The organism is Enterobacter sp. GD03975 (genome assembly GCF_029838645.1).
GTDB lineage: Bacteria > Pseudomonadota > Gammaproteobacteria > Enterobacterales > Enterobacteriaceae > Enterobacter > Enterobacter quasihormaechei.
Genome location: NZ_JAOBZC010000010.1, coordinates 1 through 21,008 on the forward strand (window position 1 = coordinate 1; position 21,008 = coordinate 21,008).

At 51.0% G+C, this 21,008-nt stretch carries 15 protein-coding genes; 13 read left to right on the top strand and 2 right to left on the bottom strand.

All coding sequences use genetic code 11. The features are described from left to right. Positions 1-30: 30 nt before the first annotated feature. Together tssI and N5C09_RS15730 are read right to left on the bottom strand one after the other, a co-directional pair. Positions 31-2,115 carry a type VI secretion system tip protein TssI/VgrG gene (gene tssI, locus N5C09_RS15725; RefSeq protein ID WP_279749388.1) on the bottom strand — a complete coding sequence of 695 codons (2,085 nt, stop codon included), beginning with the start codon at positions 2,113-2,115 and terminating at the stop codon, positions 31-33. 69 nt (positions 2,116-2,184) lie between these two features. Then, on the bottom strand, positions 2,185-2,703 hold the full coding sequence (locus tag N5C09_RS15730) for an Hcp family type VI secretion system effector (RefSeq protein ID WP_063451218.1): 519 nt from the start codon (positions 2,701-2,703) through the stop codon (positions 2,185-2,187). 619 nt (positions 2,704-3,322) lie between these two features. On the opposite strand from N5C09_RS15730, the gene tssB reads away from it, so the two are divergent. From tssB to tssM, 13 genes are read left to right on the top strand one after another with little or no spacing between them, the layout of a single operon-like run. Beyond that, positions 3,323-3,817 carry a type VI secretion system contractile sheath small subunit gene (gene tssB, locus N5C09_RS15735; RefSeq protein WP_063451217.1) on the top strand — a complete coding sequence of 165 codons (495 nt, stop codon included), beginning with the start codon at positions 3,323-3,325 and terminating at the stop codon, positions 3,815-3,817. A gap of 23 nt (positions 3,818-3,840) precedes the next feature. Next, entirely contained in the window at positions 3,841-5,328 is a 1,488-nt protein-coding gene (gene tssC / locus N5C09_RS15740) for a type VI secretion system contractile sheath large subunit (protein ID WP_107533754.1), read from the top strand. Beyond that, positions 5,325-5,759, top strand: a complete 435-nt coding sequence (gene tssE, locus N5C09_RS15745) for a type VI secretion system baseplate subunit TssE (RefSeq protein ID WP_279749389.1) — start codon at positions 5,325-5,327, stop codon at positions 5,757-5,759. Before tssC ends, tssE begins: the two co-directional genes overlap by 4 nt. Before the next feature lie 5 nt (positions 5,760-5,764). Then, on the top strand, positions 5,765-7,642 hold the full coding sequence (tssF, locus tag N5C09_RS15750; RefSeq protein WP_279749390.1) for a type VI secretion system baseplate subunit TssF: 1,878 nt from the start codon (positions 5,765-5,767) through the stop codon (positions 7,640-7,642). Next, positions 7,606-8,652: a type VI secretion system baseplate subunit TssG gene (gene tssG, locus N5C09_RS15755; RefSeq protein WP_107533759.1), complete on the top strand. Its 1,047-nt coding sequence runs from the start codon at positions 7,606-7,608 to the stop codon at positions 8,650-8,652. The genes tssF and tssG overlap by 37 nt, the downstream gene beginning before the upstream one ends. Before the next feature lie 24 nt (positions 8,653-8,676). Further along, complete coding sequence (tagH, locus tag N5C09_RS15760; RefSeq protein WP_279749391.1) at positions 8,677-9,969, top strand: type VI secretion system-associated FHA domain protein TagH; 1,293 nt, start codon at positions 8,677-8,679, stop codon at positions 9,967-9,969. Continuing rightward, positions 9,966-10,499 (top strand): type VI secretion system lipoprotein TssJ, encoded by a 534-nt coding sequence (gene tssJ, locus N5C09_RS15765; RefSeq protein WP_279749392.1) that lies wholly within the window; start codon positions 9,966-9,968, stop codon positions 10,497-10,499. The genes tagH and tssJ overlap by 4 nt, the downstream gene beginning before the upstream one ends. A 2-nt stretch (positions 10,500-10,501) precedes the next feature. Next, complete coding sequence (tssK, locus tag N5C09_RS15770) at positions 10,502-11,845, top strand: type VI secretion system baseplate subunit TssK (RefSeq protein ID WP_107533763.1); 1,344 nt, start codon at positions 10,502-10,504, stop codon at positions 11,843-11,845. Between the two features lie 39 nt (positions 11,846-11,884). Further along, positions 11,885-12,604, top strand: coding sequence for a type IVB secretion system protein IcmH/DotU (gene icmH / locus N5C09_RS15775; RefSeq protein WP_245167754.1), 720 nt, complete (start codon positions 11,885-11,887; stop codon positions 12,602-12,604). A gap of 9 nt (positions 12,605-12,613) precedes the next feature. Next, positions 12,614-15,316, top strand: coding sequence for a type VI secretion system ATPase TssH (tssH, locus tag N5C09_RS15780; RefSeq protein WP_279749393.1), 2,703 nt, complete (start codon positions 12,614-12,616; stop codon positions 15,314-15,316). A gap of 26 nt (positions 15,317-15,342) precedes the next feature. After that, on the top strand, positions 15,343-15,984 hold the full coding sequence (vasI, locus tag N5C09_RS15785; RefSeq protein ID WP_279749450.1) for a type VI secretion system-associated protein VasI: 642 nt from the start codon (positions 15,343-15,345) through the stop codon (positions 15,982-15,984). Between the two features lie 19 nt (positions 15,985-16,003). Beyond that, positions 16,004-17,410: a type VI secretion system protein TssA gene (gene tssA, locus N5C09_RS15790; protein ID WP_279749394.1), complete on the top strand. Its 1,407-nt coding sequence runs from the start codon at positions 16,004-16,006 to the stop codon at positions 17,408-17,410. 19 nt (positions 17,411-17,429) lie between these two features. Then, entirely contained in the window at positions 17,430-20,969 is a 3,540-nt protein-coding gene (tssM, locus tag N5C09_RS15795; protein WP_279749396.1) for a type VI secretion system membrane subunit TssM, read from the top strand. The last annotated feature ends 39 nt before the right edge of the window (positions 20,970-21,008 follow it).

Below are 21,008 nucleotides of genomic sequence, written 5' to 3' on the forward strand. Positions count from 1 at the left end.
TGGTTTTTATGTTCTGGTCCTGTCAGGGCTTCACGACTCCGGCGCGTCCGGTGGCGTTTTTGCCGCCCCGCAGTTCCAGTTAATCACCGGCCCGTCGCCGCTGATGGTCTGTGCCCCCTGAAGGTTTATCGCCGTACCGTTCAGGAAGATGCCGCCGTCCTGCGTCAGTACCAGCCTGGCCTGGCCACAGACCAGCTCAAGATGTTCTCCGGCGCTGTAGACCGCCACTTTCCCAGCACTTTCCCTACGAGTTTTTCCCACCGTGAAGTTGACGTTTTCCCCCACGCTGACGTCATACCCTTTACCAACCAGAAGGGATTTCTGAATACCGACCTGCGAGGACTGCATCAGCGCCACGGAGGTATTCATCACCCCCCCTACAGTGGTCTGATATGCCACCCCTACGCTCAGGGCGCGGACGATACCCACCGTTTCTGCTTGATTCAGCCCGACGGTGACAGACTGGTTCTGCCCGATGGTTTCCTGCTGGTTCTGTACCACCGTCTGGGTCTGATTCTGCTTAACGGTAATCACCTGATTGGCACCGATAGTTTCGGTATGATTCACCTTCACATCGGTGGTGCGGTTGTTCAGCACCTCGGTGTCCATATTTTTCTGCGCATGGATATAGACCTGCTCATTGTCTGTCGCATCCTCAAACCGCAGTTCATTAAACCCGCTGCCTTTATAGGTTTTCGAGCGGATGGTCATCTGTGTTTTCGTGCCCGGCAGACGTCCCGGGGAGCGGTTATTCTCGTGGTAAGCGCGACCCATAATAATGGGCTGGTCCGGGTCGCCGTTGAGAAAGTCGACAATCACTTCCTGACCCACTCGCGGAATGGCAAGATTGCCGAAGCCCGTTCCCGCCCATGCCTGCGACACTCGCACCCAGCACGAACTGTCCTGGTTCGCATTGTTATAGCGGTCCCAGGCGAACTTCACCCGCACGCGACCGTATTCATCGCAGAAAATTTCCTCGCCTTCCGGCCCCGTTACCGTCGCGGACTGAGGACCATCCACCCGGGGTTTAGGCAGCGGCGCAGAATGCCATGTTCTGTCTGCCGGTATCACATGAACCTGATTTTTGAGCGTGGTGCCTTCACCCGTGGAACCCGGCACAGCCTGTGGCTGTTCGCCGCGCATATCGCAGCTCACTACCTGCCATGTGGTATTCAGGCTTTCCAGCGGATGCCCCGTCATCGTAAAGCGCATCCCCGGCCATAACTTCGGTGAACCTGTATTGCACAGGGCTGTCTCAGCACCGTTACGCAGACCTGCCACCTGCCTGCGGACAAATTCCTGACCGTGCTGCTCATCCTTGAAACGCCCCGGATAGTCAAAGATTTCGTACTGGTCACGCTGCCAGCCGATATTTTCTCCGGCATGATCAAATCGCCCGCGCCATTTTGGTCGTTTAAACGTGTAATCCTGCGAGACCACAGAGGAAGGACGAACCTGGAAACTGTGACTGAACTGGTCAATATGGTCGGTGGTCGTCCCGGAAGACTTATCCGGGTTATACGGGATTTCTATAGGATCAGGGAGGTATGCCACGTTATCAGCAAGAATAAGCCACTGACTGACACCATCGTCAGCATACTCTTCATAAAAAAAGATACCCTCCTCCGCCATCAGCCGGAGCAGGAAATCATAATCCGTTTCGCCATACTGGACACAGAATTCACGCGACGGATGGGCATCTCCCAGCAGAGGGCTGTACTCGGTCACGCCATTCTCGCCCAGCAGCGTGGTGATAATGGTTTCGATATCCTGATTCTGGAAACTGCGAAAATTCTGCCGCAGGGCGCTGCGCCAGAACGGGGGGTGAATTTCCAGCCAGTAATCGGTCCGCTGACCGTCTGACTCTCCCCGGCTGAAGCCGGTAACAATACCTTTCACGTGGCGAAGAAGAGATTCTCCTTCCCAGATTTTCAGGCTGGCGGTTTTTTCCGTCACCATCTCATGACTCAGGGAGGTGAAGTATTCACTGGATACGCTCACGTCAAGGCGAAAAAGGGAAGATAGCGACTCGTTCAAGCAAAAATCGACCACCGGGAACATATTCGATGGGAGCCCTTCAATATCCAGCGTAAAACGCAGTCCTTGTGACGACATAGCAACCTTCCTGATCCTACAAAATATTAAGGCACTCCATAAAACGAAGTGCCTTTCCTGCTAAAAAGATTACGCTTCCAGCGGGGCCCGCCAGTCGTCAGCACCGGAAGTACCCGCAGTAACGTGCTCCCATTCGATCTTACGATAAGCTAAAGACACTTTAATTAGTTGGGTGAATTCACGCTTTTCCGCATCCTGGCAGTGCGGCATAGTGCAGTCGATATCCACAATAGTGGAGTCAGTAAGGCGGGTGGTGAAGAAGTGCTCCTGCTTCCCTTCAACAGACGTTCTGTACCAGTGCAATTCTGTCTTTGGCAACATTTCTCCAGAAGCCAGCGCGTTATATAACAACGGAACTGATTTATTCAGTGCAACGGTGAAAATAAACGGCTTATGTGCGCGCTGCCCAGCAGGCTGACCGGATTGAGGATCGGTTGGTACTGTGACAGTATGCTGAAATTCCTGTACCAGCATCTCATCTTCATGCCCCTGAACGTAGATATTACCCACAGATTCCGCAGTAAACGCGCCCTGTGTAATATTTCCCTGGGTCTTGCCGGTAATAGAGATATAGCACGGTGTTGGCATTTGTAAACTCCTTTACAATTTTGATTACATATAAATAACAGTTATTTGCTGAAGAACACATCATCAGTATCAATTAATCACTCAACTCATTAACACCTGACAAATATTATCCAGCACCCATAATCACTGTATGATCGCAAAAATAAGACACAAGTATCACCCGAGTAATACTAATAACTCACTTGATGCCCCGCAATAGTAGGGAATCGGACCTATAAAAAACAAACCATCGCATAAGCAAGAATCCACACCTTCCATGCGTCGCAGCCTGAAAATCATTGAAAAAGAGAAAGGCAAGTCTCTAAAAAACGCACGCCCTTTACTCAAAGCTCTCCTTTAAAATTCATTTGAGTATCTAACAACAGCCAAGTAATATACATGATATGGATCACGCAAAATTATTTTCAATGATCTATCTTTGGAAAGACATCACAAACAAAAACAGTGCGCACACCAAAGATATCAATCATAATTTACTGAAAAACAAACAATTAAGAGTTGTTATCGCAGTTTTCTCTTATTTATTATCATTGAAATGAATTAATCGAAGCAATTAAATAATGGGAATCTATTATACCACTCGGTTTGCCAATATATTATTCACAAGGATTATATTCATATGAATAGCAAAAAAAACGATGGAAGCGTTGCCCCAAAAGAGAGAATTAATATCCGTTACGTACCCAAAACGGATGGTCAGCAATCCGAAATCGAACTTCCGCTCAACCTGTTAATCACGGGCGACACGGGAAAATCGGACAACTCATCTTTAGATGAGAGACATGCTGTCTCCGTTAACAAAAACAATTTCAATTCGGTTATTTCCGAGACAGGAATAAATCTGAATTTTAATGTCAAAAACCGGCTCAGCGAAACACCTGATGACGAGCTATGTGTCCACATGGATTTGAAATCGCTGGATGATTTTTCTCCCGACAGCATCGCAAAGCAAGTGCCCGAATTGAAGAAGCTTCTGGATCTGCGTGAAGCGCTGGTCGCACTTAAAGGTCCGATGGGAAATATCCCGCAGTTCCGCGCGCAGCTTCAGGCATTGCTGGAGAACGAAGAAACTCGCGAACAGCTTCTCAAAGAACTGGATATTGTTAACAAGTAAATCTAAACAGGGAGGTATTTAGTATGTCTTTACAGGAAGAAACTCTCGTTGCCGACCATGCAAAACAGCACAGCGAGTCTACCTCACTGCTGGACCAAATCATGGCGCAGACTCGTATTCAGCCGGAATCAGAAAGCTATGATATCGCCAGACAGGGCGTAACCGCATTTATTGCCAGTATTTTGCAGGGAAACCATCAGGAAGAACCCATTAACCGGTTTGCCATCGACAGTATGATTACTGAAATCGATGAAAAGATGAGCAACCAGATGAATGAAATAGTTCATTCAGATAAATTTCAGCGCGTGGAATCCTTCTGGCGTTCTCTGAAACTGCTGGTTGACCGCACCGATTTCCGTGAAAACATTAAAATCCATGTACTGCATGCAACGGAAGAAGAGCTGCTGGACGATTTTGAATTTGCACCAGAAATCACACAGTCTGGCTACTACAAACATGTCTATTCTTCTGGTTTCGGACAATTTGGCGGAGAGCCAGTGGCGGCGGTGATTGGCGCTTATGCGTTCAAAAACACCACGCCCCATCAGAAACTGATGCAATACGTTACAGCGGTCGGAGCTATGGCGCATGCGCCTTTTATTTCTGCTGTATCCCCAGAGTTTTTCGGTCTCAACTCATATACAGAACTGCCGAATATCAAGGATCTTTATGCCATTTTTGAGGGGCCAGCCTATTCAAAATGGCGTTCTTTGCGTGAATCCGATGATTCACGCTACCTGGGGTTGACTACCGTTCGAACCCTGCTCCGCCAGCCTTACTCCGCGACTGAAAACCCAACGAAGTTATTCAATTACAGAGAGGATGTTAGTCAGTCCCATGAACACTTCCTCTGGGGAAACAGTGCGTTTGCGCTTGCTTGCAACATCACGGACAGCTTTGCTAAGTACCGCTGGTGTCCGAACATTATCGGGCCGCAAAGCGGTGGTGCGGTAAGAGACCTGCCGGTACATTTGTTTGAAGCTATGGGACAAATTCAGTCCAAAATCCCGACAGAAGTACTGATTACTGACAGGCGTGAATACGAACTTGCTGAAGAGGGCTTTATCACCCTCACCATGCGTAAGGGCAGCGATAACGCGGCGTTTTTCTCCGCAAGTTCGGTTCAGAAAGCCAAAAAGTTTCCTAATACGCCGGAAGGCAAAGCTGCGGAGACAAACTTCAGGCTGGGTACGCAGTTACCATACCTGTTTATCATCTCCCGCCTGGCGCACTATATCAAGGTTCTGCAACGTGAGCAGATCGGCTCATGGAAAGAACGCGGCGATCTGGAAAGAGAACTGAACACATGGATCCGTCAGTACGTTGCCGACCAGGAAAATCCGCCGGCAGAAGTTCGCAGTCGTAAGCCGCTCCGCGCTGTCAAAATTGAAGTTCAAGATGTGGAAGGCGAACCAGGCTGGTATCAGGTGGCCCTCTCTGCACGCCCCCATTTTAAATACATGGGTGCCAGCATCGATCTGTCGCTTGTCGGACGGTTGGATAAGGAATGACCGTAATGTTACCGGGCCGGGGAATATATGCAGGTACGCTGTTTGAGCGTATCCGTAACGCTCATGCTGGGATGGAGCGCAAAACCAGCGCGACAACGCTCAGGCAGTCTATTTTCAAGAATCTGCAAAATATACTTAATACCCGGCACGGTAACTGTCAGGGCACGCCTGGCTTAGGCATCGTTGATTTCAATGACGCGGTCACCCTCACCACCGATTTTTATCAGGTAATCACGAACACGATCCGTGACTGTATTCTGCATTATGAACCTCGGATCTCCGCCGTCGAAGTATCCGCGGTCATGGCAGAGAGTAACACCCCGCTGGATTTGCGTTTTCATGTTGTAGCCACGGTGAACTTCGGGGGTATTAGAGATGCGATGGAATTCGACATGTCTATGAGTACTCACCAGCATTTCAAAATGGACTGACTGCTATGGCATTTGATGAAAGTTATTTCCGGCAGGAACTGGATTATCTTCGACAGCTGGGCAAAATGCTGGCAAAGGAAAAGCCGCAACTGGCCAGTTTTCTCGCAGAGAAAGAGGCCGACCCGGACATTGAGCGCCTTCTGGAAGGTTTTTCACTTCTGTCAGGAAAACTGAGACAAAAAATTGAGGACGAATTCCCGGAATTCACCTACAGCCTCATAAATCTGCTGTTGCCCAATTATCTCCGTCCGGTTCCCAGCATGACGGTGATAGAGTACACGCCGGATGTCCATAACCTGACCACAGAGATTCTGATCCCCCGGAATGAGACGGTGCTGTCCGCACCGGATAAAGACCATTCTTTTAACAATGTATTTACCCACGGGAACGAAGAGCAGGATCTATCTCTTTCGTGTACGTTTACCCTATGCCGTGACGTATGGCTGCTGCCCGTCAGCATCAGCAATGTGGAAAATCATAGCAGCCATAAATATGGCGTAATTGATATAACTTTTGCAGTCAACCCGAACGCCGATCTAAGCAAAATAGACCTCAACAAGCTGCGCTTTTGGCTGGGAAATGATGATAACTATACCCGATATCAGCTTTATCTGTGGCTAAACGAGTACCTGCTGGATGCTGAAATCCTTGTCAATGAACAGCATATCGCTTTGCCTGATTTCATGCCGATACCTGTCGGATTTGAAAAACAGGATACCCTTCTGCCGTGGCCGAAAAATACCTATAGCGGTTATCGTATCTTGCTGGAATATTTTTGTTTTCCGGAAGGTTTTTTCTTTTTTGACATCAAGGGGATCCGGCCTCTTCCAGCTAATTTGTCGGCCTCTGCTTTTACGCTGCGGTTGCGTTTTTCCCGTCCTTTGCCACTGGATATCAAGCTCCGTAATGATTCACTGCGCCTGTTCTGTACGCCGGCAGTTAATCTCTTCAGCCATCAGGCAGAACCCATCTCTCTTGATGAAACCAATCGTGAATATCCGCTACGCGCCAGCCGCAGATTCCCTGACGCTTACGATATTTTTTCTGTTTGCGATGTCTACAGTCAGAGCAAAGAGTCCCGCAGAGGCTCGCATAAGACAAAGGGAGATTTTTCTGTCAGCACACGTCCTGAACTGGCACAAGGCGTTTACCACTGGCCCAACTTTGAAAGTTATAACCACCAGGCGGAATATGGCCAGCATAATGAGGTCGTTTATTACCACCACAGGACAAAATCATCGCTGTTCCGGAAGGGGATGGATCATTCTCTTTCTTTTGTTCATGCGGACGGTAGCCAGCCGGAAAGCACATTACTAAAAAATGAAACTGTCTCAGTTTCCCTACTTTGCACGAATCGGGAACTCCCCACACATTTGCGCGTGGGAGACATTAATACCGCTACGGGGAAAAATGCAGCGGTGGCATCCCTTCGTAACGTGACACACCCGACACAGCCTCTTCCCCCCGTAGAGAATGGGAAGCTGCACTGGGCGCTTATATCCAGCGTCAGTCTGAACTATTTCTCACTGCTGGATAAGAACGCACTGGTTCAGGTTTTAAGAACTTATGACCGCCACGGAGCAGGAAGTCCTCAAAAAGCCCGTTTATCCCAGCTGAAACTGGATGCAATTCAACGTCTGGAGACTCATCCGGCAGACAGTCTTTTCAATGGCGTACCTGTGCGCGGACTGACATCAACCCTCTGGATCGATCCACAACCTTTTACCTGTGCAGGAGAAGTGTATTTGCTGGGTTCGGTACTGTCGCATTTCTTTTCTTTGTATGCCAGCGTCAATTCATTCCATGAACTGACCGTCGTTAATACTGAAAATCAGGAGACCTGGGAATGGCAGGAAAAAATGGGCCAGCACCCACTGATCTGAGCGAACCAGAAGCGTTTTCTTCAGCAAATATCCGCCGGTATAACTTCTTTACGCTGGCAGAAATACTGCGCAGGAAAAAATCGATTCCGGATCCCAACTTTCCTCTGCGGACAGAGCCCTCGCAGGAAGCGATTCTGTTTCATTCTGACAGCAGCATCGCGTTTCCTGGAAGTGACGTTAATCATCTGACTAAAAATCAGAATGATCAGTATGTGGTGACAACAGCATTTCTTGGACTCACTGGAAGCCAGTCGCCCCTGCCGGGCTATTACCTGGAAGATATGGCTTACGAAGCCGCACATGAAGGCAGCCCTGTTGCAGAACTTCTTGATCTGTTCAGCCATCGCTGGACGCAGTTTGTATGGCAGATCTGGCGTAAATATCGCTATCACATCTGTTTTCGACATGGCGGCGTAGATGTTTTTTCCCAACGCATGTTCGCTCTGCTCGGTCTGGGAAGCCAGGAAGAGCGAAGTAAACTAACTGTTAATCACTGCAAAATGCTGGCCTATGCCAGCATACTGGCCAGTCCCGGACGTTCGCCAGAAGTGATCTGCAATCTCATCGCACACTGTTTCGATTTGCCCGACGTGACGTTACAGAGCTGGCAGTTACGCAAAATGGATATTCCCTCTGGTAAACAAAATCGTCTGGGTATGGTGGTAAAAAAAGGCCACCGCATTTCCGGGCAGAAATCCACGCTGGGCCGCAACTTCACTCTTGGGGCACGAGTACCTGACCGGAGCGGAAAATTTCTCTTATGTATCAATAACCTCTCACGGGAGCGCTTTCTTTCTTTCCTTCCGTCAGGTGAAAATTTTGAACCGTTATCCATGTTTGTTGCGTTCATCCTGCGCGACCAGCTTGCATGGGATCTCCGGCTGGGTCTGGCACCGGATCAGGCCGAAGGAATGCGGCTCGGGGACAAGAAAAGCGCGCGCCTGGGCTGGACAAGTTTTATAGGCAAACCAGAAGCACAACCCTTCATAACGATTAAAGGCCGGGGATAAATAAACATTCATATGGAGCAGAGAATGCAGGAAGGAAAACAACAACACTCCCCAACCCTGTCCCTACAGGTCATTAATGGTAATGAGCTGGAGAGTGGACGTGCGGTATCGGCCCTGTTCACCACCGATGGAGGTAGCGTCGGGCATGCTGAAAGCTGCCGCTGGTCGGTCCAGGATCGTAGAAACACTGTCAGCGAACAGGCATTTACCGTCATCTGGCACGACGGCGCATTCTGCATAAAGAGTCACTCGTCAGACATCGCTATTAACCAGGCGCCGGTGCCTGTCAACTCAGGTCTGGTACGCCTGCGTCAGGGCGACGAGATCCTGTTGGGATCTCTGACGCTAAAAGCTTTTTTGCATCAGGGAGAAATCATCAGTTATGACAAACAGATGGCAACCCCGGAAACCATTGTGATGAATCGCGATAACCTGGTGAATACCCTGCTTACAACTGACGGCCAGCCGCACTATCCAGGAATGTCCATACGACATGATATTGCCCAAACCGTCGCGCACGCATTTTCAACCGATCCCTTGCAGGTGCTACAGACCGAGTCACTGACTAATATGCCTGGAGCATACAATACCTCTCCCTCCAGCACGCCGCCAATGTCGGATGTAACCGAATCAGGGGGCATCGAGCATCGTTTTATGGATCTGCCGGCATCCGATGCTCAACAAAATACCGATGAACCAGGTGATGAATTTTTTCATGAGAATATGAACCATCGTCACCTTGCTCTTTCGCCGCTAATGAGAGGACTGGGCTGTTCGCTGTCCATCCGCAATTCACAGGAGGCCGATGACTTTCTGGAAGAAGTTGGACGCGCCCTGCAAAAAGCCATCAAAGGTCTTCTCAACCTGCAACATCAGCAAAATAGCCTGTCGGATAAGCATCTGCGTCCTCTGGAAGATAACCCGCTACGCCTCAACCTTGATTACGATACGGCACTCAGCGTGATGTTTGCCGAAAATAAAAGTCCGGTACATCTTGCAGCGCCTTCCGCGATTGAAGAGAGCCTGCGCAATATTCATCACCATGAGCAGGCTAATCAGGCAGCCATAACCGAAGCATTACGTATCATGCTGGATGCCTTTTCTCCCGCCAGCCTGATGCGCCGTTTCGTCCAGTATCGCCGCAGCAATGAACAGCGCCAGGAAATGGACGACGCTTGGGCATGGCGCATGTACAGCAGTTATTACGAAGAGCTGGCATCCAGCCGTCAGCAGGGATTCGAAATGTTGTTCAGCGAAGTCTATGCCCAGGTTTACGATCGCGTACTACGTGACAAGCAACGAGCATTAGAAGAATGAGATGGCGTAACGCAGTGTTTTACGCCGCTATGTCGTTACTGTTCGGGGCGATAACAGGTTGTGAAATGACGAAGAAAATCGGAAAAGTCATCACCGATCCAGGAATCCAGGTCGGCAGCCTGGCTACCCAACCTTCAGAGCTAACAATAACGCTGTTAACTGAGCCGGACACCAATCTCAACGGTAGCGGTGAAGCGACGCCGATAGATCTCCAGTTAATTTATATGAGCGACGATTCGAAGTTACAGGCTGCCGATTACGATCTGGTCGCCACTTCACCACTTCCTGATGTGTTGGGAAAAAACTATATCGACCATCAGGATTTCACGTTGTTGCCAGACACCATCAAAACGCTGCAACCAATACAACTGGATGAAAAAACGCAGTTTATTGGAATCGTCGCCTATTTTTCAAGCGATCAGACAACTGAATGGAAGCAACTCGAAGCGGTAGAGAGTACCGGTCACCGTTACCGCATGCTGGTACACGTACGCCAGAGCAATATTGAGATAAAGAAGGAGGATTACTGATTATGGCGACAATGAAAAATAAAGTGGTCTGGCAGGAAGGGACGTTTGTCCAGCCCCAGCATTTTCAGCAGCAGCAACGTTATAACGACTATGTGCTCACGCATCGACTAAATGCGCAGGTTGAATTTGCATGGGGGTTTACCGAACTGTCGATTAACACTGAACTCCTGGCCCAGGGCAAGATCGCCCTCGACAGAGCCGAAGGCTGTATGGCTGATGGCACAGTATTCAGTCTTCCGGAACAGGATTATCTGCCTCAGCCATACCAGCCTGGCGATCTGTCCCGTCCGGGAAGCCATGACATTTTCCTGGCGCTTCCCGTTATCAGTGATGTGATTAATGAAATTGAAGGCCACTATAGTTCAGGGCAAACACAAGGACGCTATCGCCTGAACCGCGCAGACGTACGCGATTTGCATACCGATGGTGGTGAATCGCGACAGCTTGAGCTGGCTCAGCTTGCTCCCAGAATCATGAGTGGAGCAGAGGATCTGAGCGCATATACAGTACTACCGTTGTGCCGAATCCGTGAAAGGCTGGCGAATGGTGAACTGGATGTTGATTCTCATTTTATTCCTACCTGTCAGGCTATTCGCGTCAGCCCGGTGCTACAGAACGTCATCGGTGAGTTCCAGGGACTTATCAGTAATCGCGCCGACGATCTGGCAAAACGTATCGGTTCTCCAGAACAGAGCGGTATCGCCGATATTGCCGAATTTATGATGTTACAACTGCTCAACCGCAGCCGGATGCGCTTCACCCATCGTTCGTATCTCCACACTCTGCATCCGGAAACGGTTTACCTCGATCTGGCTATGTTACTGGGCGAACTGATGACATTTACAGATTCCAGCCGCCAGCCTTGTCCGCTGGAGGTTTACAATCACCGTGATTTAACGACCACATTCAAAACAGTGATCCCAGAACTACGCCGGGCGCTGAATACGGTATTGACGCCGCGCGCACAGAACCTGCCTCTGAGGTTCAACGATGGTATTTGGATGGCCACGGTCAACGATCCTTCATTGCTACAGACCGCCACGTTTATTCTTGCCGTTCGGGCCCGGATACCACATGACAAACTGCGGGTTCAGTTTATTCAGCAGTCAAAAGTTTCATCATCCTCCCACATTCGTAATGTCGTTAGCGTACAGGTTCCGGGGATTCCTCTTCGTTCACTGACAGCGGCCCCTCGCCAGTTACCCTACCATGAGGGTTACGTTTACTTTGAACTGGATAAAGCAACGCCAGCCTGGCAGGACGTTATTAAAGCCGGTGCTTTCGCATTACATATTTCCGGACAGTTCCCGGATTTAGATCTCCAGCTCTGGGCGGTCAGAGGATAAGCCATGAGCGATTTATCCCTTACTTCGCTGGAAAACGAGATGGACAGTTCTGGTCGTCAGTATCGCCTGTCGCTACGTGGCAACAGCCTAAATCCGATGGTCGACGCCGCTACACCACTGCTGGGGATGGTAATGCGCCTGCAAAATATGCACAGCCAGACGATGCCGGAACATCTGTTCACTCAGGTCGTCGCCGATATACAGGCGGTTGAGCAGTCACTTCAGGAACAGGGGTACGAGCCCGGCGTTATCGTCTCGTTTCGTTACATCCTATGTACGTTTATTGACGAAGCAGCGCTGGGCAATGGCTGGTCGAACAAGAACGAATGGATCAAACAATCGCTGTTAGTGCATTTCCATAATGAAACCTGGGGCGGAGAGAAGATATTTATCCTGTTGGAACGCCTGATTCGTGAGCCAAAGCGCTATCAGGATCTGCTTGAGTTTCTTTACCTGTGCTTTTCATTAGGTTTTCGTGGTCGTTACAAGGTTGCGGCCTCAAATCAGGACGAATTTGAGCAGGTTTACCGGCGTCTGCACCATGTCCTGCACCCAATGCGTGGCGAGGCGCCATTCCCGTTACTGCATCAGGACAAAAAACATCAAGGCGGACTCTACAGACTGAACCAGCGTCTGACCATCAAACACGTATTTTTTGGCGGGCTAGCCGTCCTGGTGCTTTTTTATCTCTTTTATCTACTGCGCCTTGACGCCCAGACGCAGGACATCCTGCAACAGTTAAATAAGTTACTCCGATAAGGATATCCCATGATCCAGATTGATTTGTCCACGCTGGTAAAAAGACTGAACGCCTTTTCAAAACAGGCGCTGGAGGCGGCTGCGCTGGAGTGCATGAACCAGCAGGCGTCTGAAATCACCACCAGCCACGTACTGCTGCAAATGCTGGGCACCCCACGTAGCGACCTGCGGGTCATAACAGAACGCGCAGGTATAAACCATGATGAGCTTCGCAAAGCGTTGACGGCTGAAAACTGGCCTCAGACACGTACGTCCGACAGCTACCCGGCGTTTTCTCCCATGTTAGTCGAATGGCTGAAGGAGAGCTGGCTGCTGGCCTCTGCTGACATGCAAGAGACAGAGCTGCGGGGCGGTACTCTTCTGCTCGCCCTGCTTCATTCTCCTTTGCGCTACATACCGGCGACGGCTGCCCGCCTGCTAACCAATATTAATCGCGACCATTTGAGACAGAATTTTACGCAGTGGACCAGTGAATCAGCAGAATCGATAGCGCTGCGCGATGCAGGTTTCTCACCTACCAGCGAAGCAAATTTAACTGACAGCGGGCTTGCACGCTATACGAAGAACATGACCGAAGACGCCCGTAACGGCAGACTCGATCCCGTACTGTGCCGTGATAATGAAATTGACCTGATGCTCGATATTCTTTGTCGCCGTCGCAAGAATAACCCTGTAGTCGTAGGTGAAGCAGGCGTTGGCAAAAGCGCGCTGATTGAAGGACTGGCGTTACGCATCGTTGCCGGCCAGGTACCGGAAAAGCTGCGCCACTGCGAAATCATGACGCTGGATCTCGGTGCATTGCAGGCAGGCGCATCGGTAAAAGGGGAATTCGAAAAACGCTTTAAAGGGTTAATGGCAGAGGTTCTACAGTTCCCAAAACCCATCATCCTGTTTATTGATGAAGCCCATACGCTGATAGGTGCAGGTAACCAGCAAGGCGGGCTGGATATTTCCAATCTGCTTAAACCCGCTCTGGCTCGCGGCGAACTGAAAACCATCGCGGCCACCACCTGGAGCGAATACAAAAAATACTTTGAAAAAGACGCTGCGCTATCGCGACGTTTTCAGCTTGTAAAGGTCAGTGAGCCGACGGCGACAGAAGCTACCATCATTTTGCGTGGCCTGGCGACGGTGTATGAGCAGTCGCACGGTGTACTCATTGATGATGACGCACTACAGGCGGCAGCAACCCTGAGTGAGCGTTATCTTTCCGGACGCCAGTTGCCGGATAAGGCCATCGACGTACTGGATACCGCCTGCGCCCGCGTGGCGATTAACCTCTCTTCACCACCGAAGCAAATCTCGGCGCTGACGACACTATGCCACCAATATGAAGCGGAAATTCGCCAGCTCGAGCGGGAGATTCGTATCGGCCTGCGTACGGACAGCGCGCGAATAGATGAGGTCCATACGCAGTACGAAACGGCACAGGCAGAACTTCTGGCGCTTGAAGACGCATGGCGTCAGCAACAAACGCTGGTACAGGAAATTATCGCTCTGCGTCAGGCGCTGCTGACGAAAGTTGCAGTAGCGGATGACAACGATGTACAGCCGGAAACTCAGGCAAATGCCGATGAGGGCGAAAAAAATGACGCGGTTTCAACGTCTCCAGTAGAACGCCTTATCGCCCTAAGCGAAGAGCTGGATGCCCTGCACCATACACAGCTGCTGGTCTCACCTCATGTGGACAAAAAACAGATTGCCTCCGTTATTGCCGAATGGACAGGCGTTCCCCTCAACCGTCTGTCGCAGAATGAAATATCCGTCATCGCCGATCTGCCTTACTGGTTGGGTGACACGATTAAAGGACAGGAACTGGCCATTAAGCATTTGCATAAACATCTGCTGACCGCACGGGCAGACTTGCGTCGACCCGGACGACCACTCGGCGCGTTTCTGCTGGCAGGCCCCAGCGGCGTTGGCAAAACCGAGACCGTGTTGCAACTGGCAGAGCTTCTCTATGGAGGGCGTCAGTATCTCACCACCATCAATATGTCGGAGTTTCAGGAGAAACACACCGTTTCGCGTCTGATTGGCTCACCGCCGGGCTATATCGGCTATGGCGAGGGTGGTGTACTGACCGAAGCTATCCGTCAGAAACCGTACTCTGTCGTGTTGCTGGATGAGGTAGAAAAAGCCCATCCAGATGTACTCAATCTGTTTTATCAGGCATTCGATAAGGGTGAATTGGCCGATGGTGAAGGCCGGATTATTGACTGCAAAAACATTGTGTTCTTCCTGACCTCCAACCTTGGCTACCAGGTTATTGTCGAACACGCTAATGATCCGGAAAGCATGCACGAAGCCCTGTATCCGGTGCTGGCGGACTTTTTCAAACCGGCGCTGCTGGCACGAATCGAGGTCGTTCCTTATCTTCCACTGTCGCGAGAAACGCTGGCCACCATTATTGCCGGAAAACTTGGCCGTCTGGAGAGAGTACTGCGCTCACGCTTTGATGCAGAAGTTGTCATTGAACCGGAAGTGACGAACGAAATTATGAGCCGCATCACCCGCGCTGAAAACGGAGCCCGCATGCTGGAGTCGATCATCGATGGTGAAATGTTGCCTCCGCTCTCTCTGCTGTTGCTACAGAAAATGGCGGCAAACATAACCATTACACACATCACGCTCAATGCGAAGGATGGCGTATTTGTTGCAGATGTCAGAGATGCTCCGGATAGCACCTTCATGAAGGATGAAGATGCCGTATGAGTATTCCGCTGAACAGGCTGTTATTTATGCTGTTGTTGGCATCATCTGCGCATGCCAGTGATGTACCGGATGCGCAAAGTACGCTTTCCTCCATGGGCGCCTGTCGTCGTGAACCCGCTGCGCTGGAAAGGCTTGACTGTTACGACCGCATTCTGACGCCGCAAACGTCCGGCTTTGAAGGGGCGCTGGTCAAAGCCCGTTATGAAGGTGAAGCGTGGAAACGCGCCTTTGAGCAGGAAAAGCAGCGGGTAGATAACTCAACATCGCTAATGATGACCCGCATGGAGGGTGAAAATCCTACTGTCATTATTACCACTCCAGCGCTGGGTAACATACCTCCACGCCCGGTGCTGATGTTCAGTTGCGTGGATAACATCACCCGGATGCAGGTCGCGCTGACGCATTCACTTAAAAAAAACGACCTACCTGTGACGCTCAGTACGGATACTGCTCAGCTCCGTTCACACTGGTTCATTCGTGAAAACGGAATGCTGCTAGAAGCCAGCCGGGGATTGTCCGGCATCGACGAGATCAAGTGGCTTTTCGGTGCCAGTAAGCTGACTGTCGATATGGGAACCGAAAGCGTCACCGGAAAACTGAACTTTAATATCAGCAGGCTGGCGCAGACCATTGCCCCATTGCGGGAAGCCTGCCACTGGGCTGGATAATAATAAGGAGCACGTCAAAATGGATTTGCATAACCCGGAAACCTGGCTGGCAGCACTTCTGGCTCCGCTGTCGCAAGAAAAGCTGGCGGAAGGCCTGCGCGATGATGACCCACAATGGGAATACATCGATACAGAGATCGCCAGACTGGGATCGTTGGCGCACGGCCAGGTTGATATTGCAGCTCTTCAGCAACAGGGGCTGGAACTACTGGCAACCCGCAGTAAAGATTTTCGTCTGATGGCCCATCTTCTCAGAACCCTGCAACACGCGGGGGATCACCTGCTGGCAATAACGCTGTTGGTACATTACGTATCCAGCTATTGGGCTACGGCATGGCCACAAAATCTGGCGCATAAAAAACGCTTCGCCACGCAGGTAATTAAACGTTTTGAACCCGGCATCAACAGCGTTGCGAAACAGGCTGACAGTACAATGAATAATTCGCTGTCCGGAGAGCTGGCGCATCTTGCTCAACTCTGGCACGAAAATAATCTCCCCGAGCTGGCTACGGCAACGGACAACCTGTCCTACCTGTACCAGCAAGCATTCCGTGATATTACCCCGCCAATTGCTGCTCCCGAATCCATACCCTCTCAGGATTCACTGATGCAGGGGGTCAGTAATTCCACCCAATCCCGGACGATAAACGCTGCGCCGGTTGTCAATATTGACAGTCACGACGATAAAGCATGGCGTGATACGTTGATGAATGTTGCTAGCATTTTATGTGACCGTCAGCCGGACAGCCCGGCGGGTTACCGCCTGCGCCGCCATGCCCTGTGGCAAAGCATCACCAGCGCGCCGCTGGCTGAAAGCGATGGTCGCACGCCTCTGGCGGCATTCTCCGCCGATATCATGGCGGACTACCAGAACCGCGCAAACAACGCGGATATTGCGCTATTGAAACAGGTGGAACAGAGCCTGATTCTGGCCCCGTACTGGTTTGAAGGACATGCTCTTTCCGCACAAATTGCCGCACGTCTCGGTTACAGCCAGATAGCAAACGCCATCAGGGACGAAATAAACACCTTTCTGGCGCGACTACCTCAACTGCGTTCAATGCTGTTCAGCGACCATTCACCTTTCATTTCTGAGCAGACGCTTCGCTGGCTAAAGCAGGGAGAAGGCGTTCAGCCCGCCAGTCAGTTAATCCAGTCGGACAGTTCGCCCGACGTCTGGCAACGATTCCATGAACAAGGGCTCGAAGCCGCACTCCAGTGCCTCGAAGACCTTCCAGCAGGCGAGCCCCGCGATCGTTTCCTCCGGCTATATCTCGGCGCGCAGTTAATGGAAAAGGCGGGAATGGTGCAGCTTGCGCAGCAACACTACCGGACGTTGTTTAAAACGGGACTTCAGACAACGCTGTCCGAGTGGGAACCCGCGTTGCTGGAACAACTCGAAGAAAAGTTCACGGCAGAACAGTAAAATTATACAGGAGTTTTTTGTGTTCAGATTACCCACTTCCCGGTTTCTCAGTGGAATGAAGTCCACTCTCAGACCGGCAATGCCTCGGTTTAAAGTCTCCGTCATATGGCTTGCAGCTATTGCCTGGATAGTATTGCTGGTATGGATCTGGTGGAAAGGCCCGGCATGGACTTTGTATGAACAACACTGGCTAGAGCCTCTCACCAGTCGCTGGCTGGCAACGGCTGTATGGGGCCTCATTACCCTGGGCTGGATCATCTTGCGGGTAATGAAACGCCTGCAACAACTGGAGACACAGCAAAAGCAACAGCGCAAAGAAGAACAGGATCCAGTCAGCGTGGAGATCCATCAGCAGCAGCGTTATCTTGACCGCTGGCTGCTGCGCCTGCATCGTCATCTGGACACCCGCCGCTTCCTCTGGCACCTGCCGTGGTATATGGTCTTGGGCCCCGTCGAAAGCGGGAAGACATCGTTGTTGCGTGAGGGGTTCCCTTCCGATGTGATTTACGAGCCGGTTGATACGCGAGGCACAGCGGAATACCCGGTACGGATCACCCCCCGCGTGGGCAAACAGGCGGTTATCTTTGACGTGGATGGTTCACTCATAGATTCGGATAAAGGCGGCAATGATGTGCTCTGCCGCCGCCTGCGGGAGCACTGGCTGGGATGGCTGGTCAATAACCGAATGCGCCAGCCGCTGAACGGCCTGATCCTGACGCTGGATCTGCCCGATCTGTTGACTGCGACAAAATCCCGCCGCGAACAATTGTTACAATCGCTACGTCAGAATTTACAGGAAATTCGTCTGCAACTGCATTGCCAGTTGCCAGTGTATGTAGTACTGACAAAACTGGATCTGCTGCATGGTTTCGCCTCTTTGTTTCAGTCACTGGATAAAAAGAGCCGGGACAGTATCCTGGGTGTAACCTTCGCCCGAAATGCGCATGCAGATAGCAGTTGGCGCGCCGAACTCCGCGCTTTCTGGCAGGAGTGGGGGTCGCGACTTAATTTGGCCCTCCCCGATTTAATGCTAACTCAGGCGGGTACGCCATGTAGAAGCGCATTATTCAGCTTTAGCCGCCAGATGCAGGGGGTCGATAATCCGCTGGGTGCCTTACTGGACGGCCTGCTAGACGGCGAAAATATGGATGTGATGCTGCGCGGTGTCTATCTCACATCATCTTTGCAACGCGGTCAGGTGGACGATCTCTTTACTCAGTCCGCAGCACATCAGTATCGGCTTGAAAACAGTTCGCGGGCCACATGGCCTATGGTAGAAACTGTTCCCTATTTCACACGAACGCTTTTTCCGTCTGCCCTGCTGGCAGAGCCAAATCTCGCCGGTGAAAATAGTCTCTGGCTGGGGAACACCCGGCGCAGGTTACTGGTATTTTCAGCATGCAGTGCGTCGCTCATCGCGCTGCTCATTGGCGGCTGGCATCACTACTACAATAAAAACTGGCAGTCCGGCATTAAGGTCCTTGCGCAGGCAGAATCCTTTATGAGCGTTCCTCCACCGCAGGGAATTGACGAATACGGCAATCTGCAACTGCCATTGCTTAATCCCGTCCGCGACGCCACTCTCGCTTACGGGGATTATCGCGAACATAACGTTCTCACCGATCTGGGGCTGTACCAGGGAACTTATATCGGCCCGTATGTGGAGCAGACCTACCTTCAGTTACTGGAACAGCGCTATCTTCCCGCGCTGTTTAATGGCCTGATTAAAGAGATGAATAACGCGCCGCCATCATCTGAAGAAAAGCTGGCGGTACTGCGCGTCATACGAATGCTGGATGATAAAAGCGGGCGTAATAATGCAGTCGTGAAACAGTTTATGGCGAAGCGCTGGAGTGAGAAATTCCACGGGCAGCGCGATATTCAGGCGCAATTAATGGGGCATCTGGATTATGCACTGTCGCATACCGACTGGCACGCAAAGCGTGAGCAGGGTGACAGCGATGCCATCAGCCGATATGTTCCCTATGAAAAACGTGTTACGGCAGCACAACAGGAACTGAGTAAACTCCCTATTTATCAGCGAGTTTATCAAAGTCTGCGCACCAGAGCATTCAGCGTACTGCCCTCTGACCTGAACCTGCGGGATCAGATCGGCCCAAGTTTCGATAAAGTTTTTGTCGCTGGGGATGACAGTAAGCTGATCGTCCCACAGTTTCTCACCCGCTATGGCCTGCAAAGTTACTTTGTAAAACAGCGCGATGAACTGGTGAAACTGACGGCGATGGATTCATGGGTGCTGAACCTGACCCGTAATGTCACATACAGTGAAGCCGATCGTAGAGAAATCCAGCGTCATATCACTGAACAGTATGTCAGTGACTATACTGCCACCTGGCGTGCCGGAATGGATAACCTTAACGTTCGCCATTATGAGGCACTACCAGAACTCACCGATGCGCTGGAGCAAGTTATTAGCGGCGACCAGCCTTTCCAGAGGGCGCTGAATACGCTGCGGGATAACACCCAACCCGCCACCCTTTCCGCCAGACTGGACGATAAAGCACGTGAAGCCGCTCAGGCAGAACTTGACTATCAGTTGCTGATACGTCTGGGGCGTGAATTTGCTCCGGAAAACAGCGCGCTGACCGAATACAAAGATAAAACCAGTCTGTTGCAGACCGTTTATCAGCAACTTACAGAACTGCACCGTTACCTGCTGGCGATCCAGAACTCACCCGTACCAGGTAAATCAGCGCTGAAAGCCGTACAGCTCAGGCTCGATCAGAACAACAGCGATCCTATCTTCGCCACGCGACAAATGGCCAAAACGTTACCAGTACCGCTTAACCGATGGGTTGGCGTACTGGCAGACCAGGCATGGCACGTCGTCATGGTGGAAGCGGTACATCACATGGAGCTGGAATGGAATAACACCATAGTTAAACCCTTTAACACTCAGCTTGGCGATAAATATCCTTTCAATCCGCATTCTCCTCAGGATGCATCCCTGGACGCCTTCGAGCGGTTCTTCCGGCCTGATGGCCTGCTTGATAACTTTTATCAAGAAAAACTGAAGCTGTTCATTGAAAACGAACTGACGTGGGGTGAGGACGGTAATGTACTGATCCGTGAAGATATCCAGCAACAACTGAACACTGCACAGAAGATCCGCAACACCTTTTTCAGCCAGCAGAACGGGTTGGGAACTCAGTTTGCCATTGAAACCGTGGAACTGTCTGCAAACAAACGCCGGAGCGTGCTGAATCTCGACGGGCAACTGGTCGACTACAGTCAGGGTCGGAATTATACCGCTCACCTGGTATGGCCAAATTCCATGCGTGAAGGTAATGAAAGCAAATTGACACTGGTCAGTGCCGCCAGCAACAAAGCACCACGCAGCGTTACTTTCAGCGGTCCATGGGCGCAATTCCGATTGCTGGAGGCGGGCCAGTTAACCAATGTGAAGGAGAATACCTTCGATCTGCGCTTTAACGTTGACGGTGGCTACATGATCTACAGGGTACATGTGGACACGGAAGATAACCCGTTTACTGGCGGATTGTTCAGCCAGTTCAGGCTCCCCGATACACTTTACTGAGAGATACCCGGCAGAGGATTGCCGGGTACATAAGGACAT